The sequence below is a fragment of the Tessaracoccus luoxuelianae genome (assembly GCF_054483915.1).
Genome location: NZ_CM137013.1, coordinates 1385120 through 1399692, shown reverse-complemented (window position 1 = coordinate 1399692; position 14573 = coordinate 1385120). Strand labels below are relative to the sequence as shown.

Annotated in this window: 10 protein-coding genes, 4 tRNA genes and 1 riboswitch; of the genes, 7 read left to right on the top strand and 7 right to left on the bottom strand. The window is 69.4% G+C overall.

Annotation, left to right across the window (positions count from 1 at the left end; genetic code table 11):
• Nucleotides 1–6: 6 nt before the first annotated feature.
• Genes ACX1D1_RS06125 through cobN form a run of 3 tightly spaced genes read right to left on the bottom strand, consistent with a single transcriptional unit; the run spans nt 7 to nt 5104 of the window.
• A complete protein-coding gene (locus tag ACX1D1_RS06125) occupies nt 7–735 on the bottom strand; it encodes a cobalt-precorrin-6A reductase (protein ID WP_182782288.1) in 729 nt (242 codons plus the stop codon).
• Nucleotides 732–1496: a precorrin-6A synthase (deacetylating) gene (gene cobF, locus ACX1D1_RS06120; RefSeq protein ID WP_459056314.1), complete on the bottom strand. Its 765-nt coding sequence runs from the start codon at nt 1494–1496 to the stop codon at nt 732–734. The genes ACX1D1_RS06125 and cobF overlap by 4 nt, the downstream gene beginning before the upstream one ends.
• Nucleotides 1493–5104, bottom strand: coding sequence for a cobaltochelatase subunit CobN (gene cobN / locus ACX1D1_RS06115; RefSeq protein ID WP_459056313.1), 3612 nt, complete (start codon nt 5102–5104; stop codon nt 1493–1495). The genes cobF and cobN overlap by 4 nt, the downstream gene beginning before the upstream one ends.
• 37 nt (nt 5105–5141) lie before the next feature.
• A riboswitch (cobalamin riboswitch) is annotated at nt 5142–5251 on the bottom strand.
• Between the two features lie 82 nt (nt 5252–5333).
• On the opposite strand from cobN, the gene ACX1D1_RS06110 reads away from it, so the two are divergent.
• Nucleotides 5334–6809, top strand: a complete 1476-nt coding sequence (locus ACX1D1_RS06110; RefSeq protein WP_459056312.1) for a patatin-like phospholipase family protein — start codon at nt 5334–5336, stop codon at nt 6807–6809.
• Between the two features lie 16 nt (nt 6810–6825).
• Complete coding sequence (locus ACX1D1_RS06105) at nt 6826–8685, top strand: amylosucrase (RefSeq protein ID WP_459056311.1); 1860 nt, start codon at nt 6826–6828, stop codon at nt 8683–8685.
• Nucleotides 8686–8694: 9 nt separating this feature from the next.
• On the opposite strand, the gene ACX1D1_RS06100 is transcribed toward ACX1D1_RS06105, so the two are convergent.
• Nucleotides 8695–8767: transfer RNA gene (locus tag ACX1D1_RS06100), tRNA-Lys, on the bottom strand.
• A gap of 41 nt (nt 8768–8808) precedes the next feature.
• Between ACX1D1_RS06100 and ACX1D1_RS06095 the strand changes: the two genes are divergently transcribed.
• The 5 genes from ACX1D1_RS06095 (at nt 8809) to ACX1D1_RS06075 (ending at nt 11698) form a co-directional block, all read left to right on the top strand.
• Nucleotides 8809–9456 (top strand): hypothetical protein, encoded by a 648-nt coding sequence (locus tag ACX1D1_RS06095; RefSeq protein WP_182782284.1) that lies wholly within the window; start codon nt 8809–8811, stop codon nt 9454–9456.
• A gap of 346 nt (nt 9457–9802) precedes the next feature.
• Nucleotides 9803–11188 carry an SH3 domain-containing protein gene (locus tag ACX1D1_RS06090; RefSeq protein WP_459056310.1) on the top strand — a complete coding sequence of 462 codons (1386 nt, stop codon included), beginning with the start codon at nt 9803–9805 and terminating at the stop codon, nt 11186–11188.
• A gap of 137 nt (nt 11189–11325) precedes the next feature.
• A tRNA-Glu gene (locus ACX1D1_RS06085) sits at nt 11326–11398 on the top strand.
• A gap of 124 nt (nt 11399–11522) precedes the next feature.
• Nucleotides 11523–11596 (top strand) — tRNA-Asp (locus ACX1D1_RS06080).
• 28 nt (nt 11597–11624) lie between these two features.
• Nucleotides 11625–11698: transfer RNA gene (locus tag ACX1D1_RS06075), tRNA-Phe, on the top strand.
• A gap of 33 nt (nt 11699–11731) precedes the next feature.
• Here the strand turns inward: ACX1D1_RS06075 and ACX1D1_RS06070 are convergent.
• Genes ACX1D1_RS06070 through ACX1D1_RS06060 form a run of 3 tightly spaced genes read right to left on the bottom strand, consistent with a single transcriptional unit; the run spans nt 11732 to nt 14568 of the window.
• Nucleotides 11732–12286, bottom strand: coding sequence for a TlpA family protein disulfide reductase (locus tag ACX1D1_RS06070; RefSeq protein WP_182799025.1), 555 nt, complete (start codon nt 12284–12286; stop codon nt 11732–11734).
• A complete protein-coding gene (gene ccsB / locus ACX1D1_RS06065; RefSeq protein WP_459056309.1) occupies nt 12279–13181 on the bottom strand; it encodes a c-type cytochrome biogenesis protein CcsB in 903 nt (300 codons plus the stop codon). Before ccsB ends, ACX1D1_RS06070 begins: the two co-directional genes overlap by 8 nt.
• Nucleotides 13165–14568: a cytochrome c biogenesis ResB family protein gene (locus tag ACX1D1_RS06060; protein WP_459056308.1), complete on the bottom strand. Its 1404-nt coding sequence runs from the start codon at nt 14566–14568 to the stop codon at nt 13165–13167. The genes ccsB and ACX1D1_RS06060 overlap by 17 nt, the downstream gene beginning before the upstream one ends.
• Nucleotides 14569–14573: the final 5 nt, after the last annotated feature.

Below are 14573 nucleotides of genomic sequence, written 5' to 3'. Positions count from 1 at the left end.
CGGGGCTCACACCCTCCGCAGCAACCAGGCCAGCGCCGCGTCGACGTCCACCACAGTGGGCACGCCCTGAGGGCCCGGTGGCCGACGCACCATCACCACCGTCACGCCGAGTTCCGCGGCCGCTTCCAGCTTCGCGCTGGTGTAGGTCCCACCCGAGTCCTTCGTGACCAGAACATCGGTGCGGTGGCGGCGCATGAGCGCCCGCTCGTCATCGAGCGGGTACGGGCCACGACTCCGCACCACCTCCCAGGCCGGCGGCACCGTGAAGTCGGGTGCATCCACCACGCGGGCCAGCACTGCACGCTCTGACAGCGCCGGCACGTAGCGCGCGAGCTCCTGTCGTCCGACGGTGATCAACGGCCGGGCACCTGCCTGGGCGGCGGTATCGGCCGCCGTCTCGTGATCGTCCACGTAGCACCAGGCCGGATCGGGCGACCAGCCCGGCCGCTCCAGCCTGAGCAGCGGCACACCGTCGGCGCGGCACGCCTCGACCGCGTTCGCGGTCATCCCCAGCGCGAAGGGGTGGGTGGCGTCCACGACGGCGTCGTAGTCCACCAGTTGGGAACGGAGGCCCTCCACGCCACCGAAACCTCCCGTGCGCACGCGCCCCGGCGGCAGTCGCGGGGCAGCGACGCGGCCGGCCAGGGAGGTGGTGACATCGACGCCCGCAGCTTCGACGAGCCGCGCGGCCAGGCGGCGCGCCTCGCTGGTGCCACCAAGAATGAGCACCCTCATCCGGCACCGCCCTCCAGCGGTGGGGCGGACCCATCGGGGGCACGCAGGAGTGCGATGTCCATGACCCAGCCTGCGCTGGCCCGGGCGCGCTCCCGCGCCGCAGTCAGGTCGCGGCTGACCTCCGCCACCCGGCCGGCCACCAGTTCCTCGGAGTCCGCTCCGAGGTTGGCGCCCCACCAGATCGACCAGTCATCGAGACCCTCCAGGGCGGGCGCTCCACCCAGCATGACCACGAGGTTCCTCTGGCCCGCCGCGATGTCCTGGCGCAGCCTCCGCGCCGTCGTGACGTGCACCGGGTCCGCCACGGGGTGGAGGACCATCCGGTGCCGGGCCGCCAGCACCTGCGGGGCGCTGATCCCCGGCAGCACGTCGTAGCTGAGCGGGAGCCTCGCCGCGATCCCCTCGACGATGCGGATGGTCGAGTCGTAGAGGCCAGGGTCACCCCAGACCAGGAAGGCGGCGGCGCCACGCCGGGCACGCAGGATCTCCTCGTAGGCGCTGACCCGGGCAGCGTGCCAGGCCCTGACCGCGGCCGGATAGTCCGCGGGAGCGTCCCGGTCGCGCTCGGGGTCGGGTACCTCCACCACCTCGACGCCGTGGGCGGCGGCGATGGCCCGGCGGGCCGCCAGCAGCCCGTCGTCGTCGCGCTTCCTGGCTGCGAGCACGTAGTCGGTCTCAGCCAGAGCCCGCGACACCTCCGGCGTCACGTGGTGCGCACCCATACCGATACCGAGTATCCGCACCCTCACCGATCCGCTCATGTGTCGTCCTCCAGCTCACCCTCGACCTCGAGGTAGACCTCACGCATGGCCGCGAGGGTGTCGGCGTCTGGCTCCGCCCACAGGCCGCGCTCCGCGGCCTCGTGCAAACGCTCGATGATCCCCCGCAGGGCCCAGGGGTTCGACCTGCGCAGGAACTCCTGAGTGGGGCCGTCGAGGACGTAGGCGTGGGCCAACCGGTCGTACATCCAGTCATGGACCACGCCGGCCGTCGCGTCGAAGCCGAACAGATAGTCGACGGTCGCGGCGAGTTCGAAGGCCCCCTTGTAGCCATGGCGCTGCATCGCCGCGATCCATCGAGGATTGACCACGCGGGCCCTGAATACGCGCGCCGTCTCCTCGGCGAGGGTGCGGGTGCGGACAGAGTCCGGTGAGGTCGAGTCCCCGACGTACGCCTTCGGCGCCGTCCCGGCCAGCGCCCGGACGGTGGCCACCATCCCGCCGTGGTACTGGAAATAGTCGTCGGAGTCCGCGATGTCGTGCTCGGCGGAGTCGATGTTCTTCGCCGCCACCGCGATCCGCCTGTAGTTGGTCCGCATGTCCTCGGCCGCCGGGGACCCCTCCAGACCGCGGCCGTAGGCGAAGCCGCCCCAGGCCGTGTACACCTCGGCGAGGTCCGCGTCATCGCGCCAGTTGCCGGACTCGATCACCTGCAGGATCCCGGCGCCGTAGGAGCCGGGCTTCGAGCCGAAGATACGCGTGGTCGCCCGGCGGTGGTCGCCGTGCACCGCGAGATCTGCGCGGGCGTGAGCACGCACGAAATTCATCTCGTCGGGCTCGTCAAGGCCGGCGACCATGCCGACGGCGTCGTCGAGCATCGCGACCACGTGCGGGAATGCGTCACGAAAGAACCCTGAGATGCGAAGCGTCACGTCGATCCGGGGGCGGCCCAACTCCTCCAGCGGCACCACCGTCAGCCGCGACACCCGCCGCGAGGCCTCGTCCCACTCCGGCCGCACGCCGAGCAGGGCGAGGACTTCGGCGATGTCGTCGCCGGAGGTGCGCATGGCGCTGGTGCCCCAGACCGAGAGCCCTACCGATGGCGGGTAGCTGCCGGCCTCGTCCAGGTGGCGCTGGAGCAGGGAGTCCGCCATCGCCTGCCCCGTCTGCCACGCCAGGCGGCTCGGCACCGCACGAGGATCCACGGTGTAGAAATTGCGCCCGGTGGGCAGCACGTTCACGAGCCCGCGCAGCGGCGACCCTGATGGTCCGGCGGGGACGAAGCCACCGGCGAGCGCATGGACGACGGCCGTGAGCTCGTCTGTGGTGGAGGCCAGGCGGGGGACCACCTGCTCCGCGGCGAAGCGGAGGACGCGCCCGACTCTGGCGTCCGTGTGGAGCGTCGAGACCGCGGATGGGTCCCAGCCCGCCGCCTCCGCACGGTGGATGAGATCACGCGCCTGGGACTCGGCCAGATCGACGGCCGCCAGGTCTGCCCCATCGGTGAGGCCCAACGCAGCCCGCAGACCAGGGACGGCGTCCCCCACACCTCCCCAGACCTGCGTCGCCCGCAGGATGGCCAGCACGAGGTTGACGCGGGCCTCACCGGTGGGGGCGGCACCCAGGATGTGGAGACCGTCACGGATCTGGGCGTCCTTGATCTCGCAGAGCCAGCCGTCGACGTGGAGCAGGAAGTCATCGAATTCCTCGGCGTGGGGCTGCTCCTCGAGGCCCAGGTCCCGGTGCATCTCAGCCGAGCGCATCAGCTGCCAGATCTCGCCGCGGATCGCGGGAAGTTTCGCCGGGTCCATGGCCGCGATGTTGGCGTGCTCGTCGAGGAGTTGCTCGAGCCGGGCGATGTCGCCATAAGTCTCCGCCCGGGCCATCGGCGGGATGAGGTGGTCGACGATCGTTGCGTGGGCCCGGCGCTTGGCCTGGGCTCCCTCACCCGGGTCGTTGACCAGGAACGGGTAGATCAGGGGCAGGTCGCCGAGCGCGGCATCCGGGCCGCAGGAGGCGGAAAGGGCGGCGTTCTTCCCGGGGAGCCACTCCATCGAGCCGTGTTTGCCCAGATGAACCACCGCGTCGGCCCTGAAGCCGCGCTCAAGCCACCGGTACGCGGCGAGGTAGTGGTGGCTGGGCGGCAGGTCCGGGTCGTGATAGATCGCCACAGGGTTCTCACCGAAGCCCCGCGGCGGTTGGATGAGGACGATGACGTTGCCTGCCTGCAGCGTCGCCAGCACCAGTTCCCCAGCCTCGTTGACGAACAAAGTGCCGGGCGACTCCCCCCAGGCGGCCACCATGGAGGCGCGCAGGTCGGGGGGCAGGTGTGCGGTCCACGCGTCGTAATCGGCGGCCGGGATGCGGACGTGCGCCCCGGTCAACTGAGCTGAGGTGAGCCACTCCTCGTCCTGACCGCCGGCGGCGATGAGAGCGTGGATGAGCGCGTCCCCGGCCGCGGTGTCGTCGCCCAGGTCCAGCAGGTGGTGGATCGGGAAGTCGGCGGTGTCGTCGTCCGGCCCCAGGTCGTAGCCTTCGGCGCGGAGAAGGCGCAACAGACGGATCGCGGAGACCGGGGTGTCGAGCCCGACCGCGTTGCCGATGCGGGAGTGTTTGGTGGGATAGGCCGACAGCACCAGGGCCACGCGCTTTCGCGCGTTGGGGATGCTGCGGAGCCGGGCGTGGTTGACGGCGACGCGTGCCACGCGGGCGGTGCGCTCCGGGTCCGCTACGTAGGCGGGGAGGCCCTGCTCGTCGATCTCCTTGAACGAGAACGGTGCGGTGATGATGCGCCCGTCGAATTCGGGAATCGCGATCTGGTTGGCCGAGTCGAGCGGCGTCGCACCCTCGGACGAGGCCTCCCACTCGGCGCGCGACGAGGTCAGACACAGACCCTGGAGCACAGGGATGTCCAGTGCGGCCATCCGGGCGACGTCCCAGGACTCGTCCTCCCCGCCGGCCCCTGCGGTGGCGGGGACGGATCCACCGGCGGCCAGCACGGTGACGACGAGCGCGTCCAAGGTGCCGAGCGCCTCATAGAGGGCGTCAGGAGCGGATCGAAGCGACCCCGCGTAGATCGGGACGCCGACAGCTTCACGGGTCTCATCGACGGCGTCGGCCAGCGCATGCGCGAAGGCATTGTTGCCGCTGGCCTCGTGGGCCCGGTAGTAGAGGATGCCGATGCGCGGAAGCGCCGGATCAACGGCGGGTCGAGGCGCGTAGCCCCACGCGGCGATCACGCTGGGAGGGTCGAAACCGAGACCGGTGAGCAGGACGGTGTCGGAGAGGAAGGAGTGCAGTTCGGCCAGGTTCGCCGGGCCGCCCTCCGCCAGGTAGCGGTGCGCCTCCGCCGCGACCCTCATCGGCACCGTCGACAGCTCCATCAGTTCAGGGCTCGGCTGGTGCTCACCGCCGAGGATCACCAGCGGGGTTCCGATGGTCCGCGCGTGGGCGATTCCCGGCCAGAGGTCCTGTGGGGAGCCGAGGAGCCTCACCACCACCAGGTCGGCGTCCTCGACGAGGCGGGTCAGCACGCCGTCGGTCGTGCGTCCGGGATTGGCCCACGTGTATCTCGACCCGCTGGCGCGGGCCGACAACAGGTCCGTGTCGGACGTGGACAGAAGCGCGATGCGCGTGGGTGAATCGGTCATTCGCGGGTTTCCTCCTCGGGGTTCTCGCCCCGTAGACCGGTCGGATGCACCTGTGGAAAGTGTCTGGCTGGTCGATCAACGACGTCACAGTGGCGGAACCGCCCCGGAGTCACACCGGGTTCCTCGCCCACAAGCTGCCTGGAGCCTAGCGACATTCTCAGCGGCAGGACAGGCGAGCCCGCCCCGCGCTGGCCGACGCCCGGCCCACGTGCTGAGTACGCTTGGTGGAATGGCTGTCAAGGGTTGGTTCGGACTTCCTTTCTTCGGGCAGAGCCCGCGCCCGGAAACGGTCTCCTGCACACTCTCGGGCGGCGGCTCGCGGGCGAGCTTCCACCTCGGCGCGCTGGACTACCTCTACTCCCACGACGACACCTTCACGCCGAGCATCTTCGTCGGCGCCTCGGCCGGGGCCATCCTCGCGTCGGCCCTGGCCCAGGACGCCACGAGGGAGGGACAGCAGCGGTACCTGGCCCGCATGAACGATATCTGGATGGCCATGACCACCTCAGCCGACATGTTCACGCCCCGCCCCTGGTACGAACGCTTCCAGTCCGAGGCACCCGTCTGGCTCGAAGTGATGGCGGCGCGGCCTGTCGCGCCGACCCAGCGGCAGCGTCCACCCCTCCTTCCCTTCCGCCGCACGAGCCAGACGAGCTCCCAGCCCAGCTCTCCCGAGACGCCACCCGGGCCGCTCGAGCTGGCACTCACGCCCGATGAGGACACCAGATCCGAGTGGTCACTGGCCGCGCTGTCAGGCATCGCCGCCCACCTGGGCCGGCTGCCCCGCATCGGCAGCGGCCTCGGCTCCATCTGGCAGGGCCTGGACCGCTCCCGCTCGATGTTCCGGCCGGGCCCGATGCTGGCCAAGCTGCTGGATCCGCACACGTTTGACCCGGCGCGCGTGGCCGCATCAGGGGTGACGCTGCGGGTGGCGATGGTGGCCCTGGAGTCCGGCGAGCTGCGGTTCATGACCGAGAGCGGCTCCCTCGTCGACCGCACCAACACCTCCGTCGACGACACGGACCACGACCTGGCCGTCGGCGTGCTGGCCTCCTGCGCCATCCCCGCCGTCTTCCGCCCCGTGCCGATCGGGAGCGAAACCTATGTCGACGGCGGCGCCCGCGAGAACATCCCAGCCGAGTTGGCCATCGGTCAGATGGGGGCCGCCCGCAACTACGTCATCTCGTCACAGGCCATGGGCGTGCCCCGCCGCCCGAGCATGGCCGCCGCGGACGTGTTCAGCGTCGTGATGCGCTCCACTGAGATCCTCATCGACGAGGCCGGCAGAGACGAGATGGCCTACGCCCACTCCGCCGGTGCCGTCGTCGTATTCCCCGAGTTCAGTGTCCACGACTCGATGACCGTGCACCCGGGCCTGATGAGCATCAACCGCGACTACGGCTGGCTGCGCGCGGCCGAGCAGCATCTGGGGCTGGACGAGTCGGCCGAGGCACTCCACCGTCGCATCATCGCGCTGCGCACCCGCATCGTCCGCCTGGAGGAGCAGCTGCTGGAGGCGCCGGAGCCCAGCCGCCGGCAGTTCCTCGCCCTGAACAGCGCGAAGATCGAGCTCCGCGACGCCGTCCGCTCCACCCATGGCACCCCGCTGCCAGAGGGCGCCGAGCTGTGGTGGACCACCTGGGAGCGGCACCCGGCCACGCCCGCCATGGATCCCCCCTGGATGCCGCTCGCGGCCCAGCCCTGAGCGTTAGTGTGGGACGGTGAAGACGACATTCGACCTCAGGTGGGAGCGCTACGGCGCCGAGCTGATCGCGGCCCTGGAGAGCGTGTACGGCGAACGCTCATGGGAGTTGACGGATCGGGTCCGTGACCTGGTCCGTGCAAAGTTCGACGCCCGCACCGATGACCTGCGCGAGCTGGACGAGGCACGGCTGCTGCGCCCGGACTGGCTCCAGCTCCCCACGCAGGTGGGCTACGTCGCCTACACCGACCGCTTCGCCGGTACCCTCAACGGCATCGCAGAGCACCTGGACTACCTGCAGGACCTCGGCGTCACCTATCTGCACCTGATGCCGCTGCTCCAGCCCCGCGAGGGCGCCAACGACGGCGGCTACGCCGTGGCGGACTACCGCACGGTACGCGCGGACCTCGGCACCATGGATGACCTTGAGGCCCTCACCGCGCGGCTGCGCGGCGACGGGATCTCGCTCGTGGTGGACCTGGTGCTCAACCATGTGGCGCGGGAACACGAATGGGCGGTGCGCGCCCGCGCGGGCGAGCAGAAGTACCGGGAGTACTTCATGGTGTTCCCGGACCGCACGATGCCGGACCGCTATGAGGCCACCCTCCCGGAGATCTTCCCGGACTTCGCACCCGGCAACTTCACGTGGGACGAGGACCTGGCGGGGTGGGTGTGGACCACCTTCAACGACTACCAGTGGGACATGAACTGGGCCAACCCGGACGTCTTCGTCGAATACCTGGACATCATCCTGGACCTCGCGAACCGCGGCGTCGAGGTGATGCGGCTGGACGCCATCGCCTTCATCTGGAAGCAGATGGGCACCAACTGCCAGAACCAGCCGCCGGTGCACGCACTCACGCAGGCTCTGCGCGCGGCGGTGCGGATCGCCGCCCCCGCCGCCGCGTTCAAGGCCGAGGCCATCGTGGGGCCGAAGGACCTCATCGGCTACTTCGGCGAGGGCGAGCACTACGGCAAGGTTTCGGACATCGCGTACCACAACTCGTTGATGGCGCAGCTGTGGTCGACTCTGGCCACGCACGATACGACTCTGCTGCGTCGGGCGCTCGGCGGATTCCCGGCAAAGCCGGCCACGGCCACCTGGGGCACCTACATCCGCTGCCACGACGACATCGGCTGGGCCATCGATGACGTGGATGCCGCCACCGCGGGCCTCAACGGGTTCGCCCACCGGAGCTACCTCAGCGACTTCTACTCCGGCGAGCACCCGGACTCGTTCGCGCGCGGACTGGTGTTCCAGGCGAACCCGGCCACGGGTGACCGCCGCATCTCAGGCTCGCTGGCCTCCCTCGCCGGCCTGGAGGCCGCGCTGGAGTCGGGCAACCCGTATCACGAGGAGCTCGCGATCGCGCGGATCAACCTCCTGCACGCCGTCATCTGTGGCTGGGGCGGGGTGCCGCTGCTGTACATGGGCGACGAGGTGGCCATGCTCAACGACCACGATTTCGCCCGCGACCCGGCACACGCCGACGACAACCGCTGGGTGCATCGTCCCGTGATGGACTGGGATGCGGTGGCCGCACTCGGCGACAACCCCACCTCTGCCCCGGCCCGGGTCAACGCCTGGCTGCGCCACGTGCTGTCGGTGCGGCGGCAGCTTCCGCACCTGCACGCCTCGCGGGAGGCCGAGTTCCTCGAGACGGGGGATCCGAGGGTGCTGGCGGTCAAACGCGACCACCCCATCGGCCCCATGGTGCAGGTGTACAACTTCGCTCCCGTGGAGATCACGGTCCCCATGGCGTGCGTCAGCGAAACGCTGGGCGAGAGGGCGCGGGAGCTGCTCGACGACACCCAGTGGGACCTGACGCCCTGGACGATGACGCTGCCGCCCTACGCGGTGCGCTGGTTCACCGCCTGACGCCCCGAGTGCCCCCAGCGGGGCTCGAACCCGCGACCCATGGATTAAAAGTCCACTGCTCTACCGACTGAGCTATAGGGGCGTCAGCAGTGTACCGGTCCCAGGCCGTGGCAGGCTGGGGACATGCCCGCGTGGTCCTGGTTCATCGTCGCCGTCATCCTCGGCGGCGCGCTGCTCGCGCTCGCCGCGCTGGCTGACCGCCGCTCGCGTCGCCGCGCCACCGGCGCCGACGAGCCCGCCCCGCGACGCGGCCTCGACGACGTGGACCGCCACGTTCCGCACTACCTCACGCAGGACGAGATCGACGCCATGCCCGCCCCTGCGTCCGGACGTGGACCGGCCCCGCTCTCGCCCGCGGGCGAAGGGTTCGGATTCGGGCACGCCCATGCAGACTTCGCGAACCACCGCGACGGCGCCGCGCACAGCGAGCCGCTGATCCTCGTCGTCGACGGCGACGTGACAGCCATGCGCGAACTCCTCGCCCCCCTGGGCAGAGCCAGTGATGAGCACCCGTTGGCCATCGTCGCCGCCGGGTTCCACCCTGAGGTGCTCACGACGCTGACTGCCAATCGCAGGGCGCTCGCCCTGCCTGTGGTGGCCGCAGTGGCGGGTTCCCGCGACAGGACGCGGCTGGCCGAACTCCTGGGCGTCGCCCCGGTCCCGTCCGAGGATCTGAGATCGGGCTACCTCCCCGAGCAGGCATACGGGCGGGCCGCCACATGGTTCAGCACCCTCAAGCGGACCTGGGTGGACCCCCGGGATCTTCCCTGAACCTCAACCCATGACAGTGAACCTCAACCGAGAGTTGAGCTCACCTTGATCCTGAGGCATCCAAGAGTTTCTCACTGCACACTCAGCCTCAACTTTCGGCCAGGCGCTCCACCATAACGCCTAGTCAAGTCCATTGGGAACGTCACCATCCCCCAAAATCCCACGGCTGTGATTCTTACCCCGCGGACGGCGTGTCGGCTTGCATCCTCTCACCCAATTCTCAGCGCTCGTTGTCCGATCATGAGGATCGCTCTTAGTCTCCGGGGCAGTGGCCGGACGTGTCGGGGGCTACGGAGCCCCGAGGAAGCGGCACGTCCGACCTCCCGAAGTAAGTGCGAGGAGAGACGTGAGAACAGCATTCAAAGGCCTGCGCGGCATCGGTGCCGCGGCAGGCATCGCCGTCCTGGTCCAAGGGCTGGGCACGCTGGCCATCGGGCCGGCGGCGGACGCGGAGATCGCCAACGTGACCGCCACCACCAACGTCAACATCCGCACAGCCCCCACCGTCTCCAGCACGCGCCTGGCCGTCCTGCAGAAGGGCCAGAGCCTTCCCAGCCAGGGCTCCTCCAACGGGTGGACGACGGTGACCTACCAGGGGCGGACGGCCTACGTCGCCAGCGCCTACCTCAACGGAGGCACCGCCGCCTCGACGCCGTCGTCGACCACCTCCAACGGCAGCACCACTTCATCGACCGGCACCGTGTACACCACGGCCAACCTCAACCTGCGCGTCGGGCCCTCGCTGTCCGACGCAGTCTCGGTCGTCGTCCAGCGCGGCACAGCACTCCAGCTCGCCGGGAAGGTCAGCGGCGCCTACGTCCAGGTGTCCCACAACGGCAAGCTTCTGTGGGCCGCCTCGCAGTACATCAGCGCGACCGCCGCGGCAGCCTACGGCCAACTCCCTGCAGTCACCGGCAAGGGGCGGGCCACTGCCGCCCTCATGATCCGTACCACGCCCTACACCGGCTTCGTCAACCTCGGCGACGTGCCGGCTGGCACCATCCTCGACACCACCGGAGTGGTGACCAACGGCATGGCCCAGGTGGTCTACAAGGGCGCCGTCAGGTGGGTCAACGCGAAGTATCTGGTGGCCGTGAGCGCCAGCACGCCGGCCCCCACAGCGCCCGCCCTGCCCGCCACCACCGTCCGCTACGCCACGACGGTGCTCAACATCTGGACCGCGAGCAGCGGAACCTCCTACGTGGGCGAGATCCCCAGGGGCGGCGAGGTGCAGGTCACCGGCCTGGTCACCAACGGGCGGGCCCAGGCCGTCGTCAACGGCGCCGTCCGCTGGGTGACGGCCCGCTACCTGTCAACGACGAAACCCTCCGAGAGCACGGCCTCCAGCGGCAGCAGCACCACCCTCAACCGCGGCTACTCGAGCGGTCTCGACCAGACCAACGCCAACGTCCAGGCCATCGTCCGCGACATCTGGAACCGCTACCCCGCGATCAAGACGATGTACGGCTGGCGGCAGGATGTCACGCCGGACCACCCCGCGGGCCGCGCCGTCGACGTGATGATCCCGAGTTACTCGAGCAACCAGGCCCTCGGCTGGGAGATCGCGAACTACTACAAGGCCAACGCCTCGAAGTACAACATCAACTACATCATCTTCGCGCAGAAGATCTGGTCGGTTCAGCGCTCCAGCGAGGGGTGGCGGCTGATGGCAGACCGTGGCAGCGACAACGCGAACCACTACAACCACGTCCACATCAACACCTACGGGTAAGCTGGGTCGGTACGAACGGCGTCGCCCTTCCCCCCAGGGTGGCGCCGTTCCGCACGTCCCACAGGCCCTCAACTCGCTCCAGTTTCCGCCCCCCGTTTGCGCGGTCCCGCCGCGAGTCTCTAGACTCTGCCTAGCTGGTCCCCATCGTCTAGCGGCCTAGGACTCCGCCCTTTCACGGCGGCAGCACGGGTTCGAATCCCGTTGGGGATGCTCCTGTCCACTCCCCCGCGGAGTGGGCTGAAACGGTAACGACAAGGCGTTTCGGTCGATTTCCCTTGAGGGAATCACTCACGCTATAGTTACCGGGCTGGCACGGCCAGCAGGTCAAGAAATTGGCCCCGTAGCGCAGTTGGTTAGCGCGCCGCCCTGTCACGGCGGAGGTCGCGGGTTCGAGTCCCGTCGGGGTCGCTAGGTCGGCTTAAACGCCCGGCCATCTGGCCAGGTAGCTCAGCTGGTAGCAGCGTTCGCCTGAAAAGTGAAAGGTCGCCGGTTCGATCCCGGCCCTGGCCACCGATACCCCGCCCCGGCGGGGTTCTTTCGGTTCTAGCCCACACTGAGCAGCGCGAGGGCCTCATCGATCTCGTCCGGGGATAGCGCACCCTTGCGGATGTCCGCCACCGTCCCGTCGGCGTTGATGAAGTAGTGCGTCGGCACTGACGAGGCGAGGTAACGCAGCGAGATCTCGCCGATCGGGTCCGGCACGCTCGTGATGCTCAGCCCCATCCGCGCCGCGTAGTCGGTCACCAGCTCGCGGTCCTCGCGCAGGTAGATGGCCACCACGTCGATGCGATCCGACGCCTCCTCCACGTCAGGAAGCTCCGCGCGGCAGATCGAGCACCAGGTGGCCTGGAACAGCAGCCATACGGGTCGACCGGCATAGTCCTCGAGCGAGACCGGGGCCCCGTCGATGTCCAATGCCCTGAATCCGGGGGCGAGGGCCCCGACGGACGGCCCCTGGAGCGGCACCGCCTGCCCCGTGGAGGCCGCCTCACTGGCCGCCCCACCCTTGATGAGGTAGATACCGCCGACGACCAGCGCGACGAGCACAGCGAGCCCCAGAGTGCCAAGGAGGCGCCCCCGGGCCCGGTTGCTAGGCATAAGAGTGCAGCCCTCCGAAGAAGTGGTTGCCGAAGTAGGCGAACAGGATGGTGAGGAACCCGATCACGAGAAGCCAGGAGGCCTTGGTGCCTCGCCAGTCCCGCACGACCCGGGCGTGCAGGAACGCGCCGTAGACCAGCCAGGTGACCAGCGCTGCGGTCTCCTTCGGGTCCCAACCCCAGTAGCGACCCCACGCGGTGCTCGCCCACACCGAGCCCAGCACGATCATGATGGTGAGCAGAGGAAAGGTGATGACGGCCGCCCGGTAACCCACATCGTCAAGGACCTCCTGCCGCGGCAGGTGGACGCGGGTGATGTGAGGGTGGAGAAGGTAGAGCACGGCCGCGCCGAAGGACACGCAGGCGGCGCCGTAGGCGATGATCGCGAACCCGACGTGCAGGGTCAGCAGCAGGTTGTTCTGAAGGGCAGGGATCAAGGGCCGGACCCCGGTGTCCAGGCTCAGCGCGTAGACCAGCATGGCCGCCGCCACGGGCAGCACGACCAGCGACAGCATCCTGATCCGGTAGCGCAACCCGAAGAACAGGTTGACCAACAGGATCCCCCACGTGAAGGCGACGGCGAATTCGTGCTGGTTCGCGAACGGCCCGTGCCCGGTGAGGCTCATCCGGATCACCATGTAGGCCGTCAGCAGTAACAACGCGATCACCTGGAACGCCGTGGCGTACCATCCCAGGCTGGTCCCTCTTCCGGCCTGCACGGGCGCCTCGGACCGCGCGGGAGCCAACGCGGCACCACCCACACTGACCTTCGCGCGCACGCTGACCGTCGCAACGGGATTCCTGCGGCGCGAGGTGACCAGCGCGATGCCGCTGACCAGGCCCAGCAGGACGAAGACCGCGGCGGCGGTGACCAGATATTCAGCGAACTCGAGCATCAACAGGCTCCTTCTCAGCAGCGTCCGGGGCGGTCGCGTCGATCTGCTCCACGAGGGCACGGAAGTGCCGCTCGAAGGTGGTGTCCAACTTCTCGGCGGAGGCGATGCGCAGCATCGTGTGATCCCCCTCCGGCACGGCGCGCACCCAGAGGCGGCGGTGGCGCAGCGTGAAGGTCATCGTCATGCCGATCACCAGCAGGGCCGAGCCCACCCACATCCACATCGCCCCCGGGTCCTGGCGGGCGATGATGCCGGTGTAGCGCTGCTCCCGCTCGAAGGTGAGCTGCAGCCCGTCCCCGGAAGCGGTCTCCCCCTGCTCCACGGGCAACACGTCGATCTTCTCGCCGCTGGCCACGTCGTAGAGCTCGAAGACGGCGCTCCCCGCGGTGATGGCCGCGTCGACCGCACCGGAGGCGGGCGTGACGACCAGTACCTCGGTGCCGGCGGCCTCCGGGGTGACCTTGCCGATGGCGTAGCGCCCGTCGTTGCTCTGCCACTTCAACGGGACCGATCCCTCGAACAGGGTGGCGCCGGCATCGTCGGCGATGCGGATGCGGGCCGCGATCCCGAAGGAGGCCTGGTGAAGCGCGGTGCCCTCCACCACCAGCGGCGAGTTGACCCGGACGTCGCGGGCATCAAGCACGGCACCGTCGCGGGTGACGACGAGGTGGCTCACGTAGTCCGTGGGGCGGCCGGCGTCGTCGTAGGAGTCCTTGAAGGACTGGGCGGTGACCGTGAGACCGGTGCCGTGGCCCACCTCGACGCTCTCGCCGACGGCGATGTCGAGGTTCTGCTCGAAGCCGGTGAACGCGGACACCCCGAAGGCCGCCAGGATGACCACCATGGCGGCATGGGCGATGGCCGTGCCGAAGGGGCCCCACCTGAACCGGTCGGCGTAGAGGCCGACGGCGGGGGCGGCGAGCCGTTCATCCGCAAGGAAGCGGTAGCGCTGGCCACCCAGCACGGAGCGCACGTGGCCGTCCGCCTCCTGCGGACTCAGCGGCAGCGTCATCTCCGCCCGGTACTGCGCATGCTCGAAGAACTTGTCGGTGACATGCGTCCGGGGACGGGTGGCCCGCTCCCACAGCTGCGGAAGCCGGTGCACGGTGCAGGCGATGATCGACATCGCCAGCAGGGCCGTCACTGCGAGGAACAGCGGGGAGGTCCAGAGCCCGAACAGGCCGAGGAACTCGAGGACGGACGTCCATCCGCCGTAGCGGGGCCGCACGGACTCCAGCCAGTCTGCTCTGGCGAGGGTGTCCAGCCCCGAGGGGGCCTGGACGATCAGGGTGCCCAGCAACGACAGCACGGCCATCGCCAGGATGACCAGAACCCCCAGCAGCTTCGAACGCAGAACCCGGTAGATCCAGCTGAACAGCTCGCGCACGGCCC

What these genes read in the sequence shown, in the direction of transcription:
- cobF (WP_459056314.1), bottom strand. Translation starts at nt 1,496, where the DNA reads ATGAGCGGATCGGTGAGGGTGCGGATACTCGGTATCGGTATGGGTGCG.
- ACX1D1_RS06110 (WP_459056312.1), top strand. Translation starts at nt 5,334, where the DNA reads ATGGCTGTCAAGGGTTGGTTCGGACTTCCTTTCTTCGGGCAGAGCCCG.
- ACX1D1_RS06095 (WP_182782284.1), top strand. Translation starts at nt 8,809, where the DNA reads ATGCCCGCGTGGTCCTGGTTCATCGTCGCCGTCATCCTCGGCGGCGCG.
- cobN (WP_459056313.1), bottom strand. Translation starts at nt 5,104, where the DNA reads ATGACCGATTCACCCACGCGCATCGCGCTTCTGTCCACGTCCGACACG.
- ACX1D1_RS06070 (WP_182799025.1), bottom strand. Translation starts at nt 12,286, where the DNA reads ATGCCTAGCAACCGGGCCCGGGGGCGCCTCCTTGGCACTCTGGGGCTC.
- ACX1D1_RS06125 (WP_182782288.1), bottom strand. Translation starts at nt 735, where the DNA reads ATGAGGGTGCTCATTCTTGGTGGCACCAGCGAGGCGCGCCGCCTGGCC.
- ccsB (WP_459056309.1), bottom strand. Translation starts at nt 13,181, where the DNA reads ATGCTCGAGTTCGCTGAATATCTGGTCACCGCCGCCGCGGTCTTCGTC.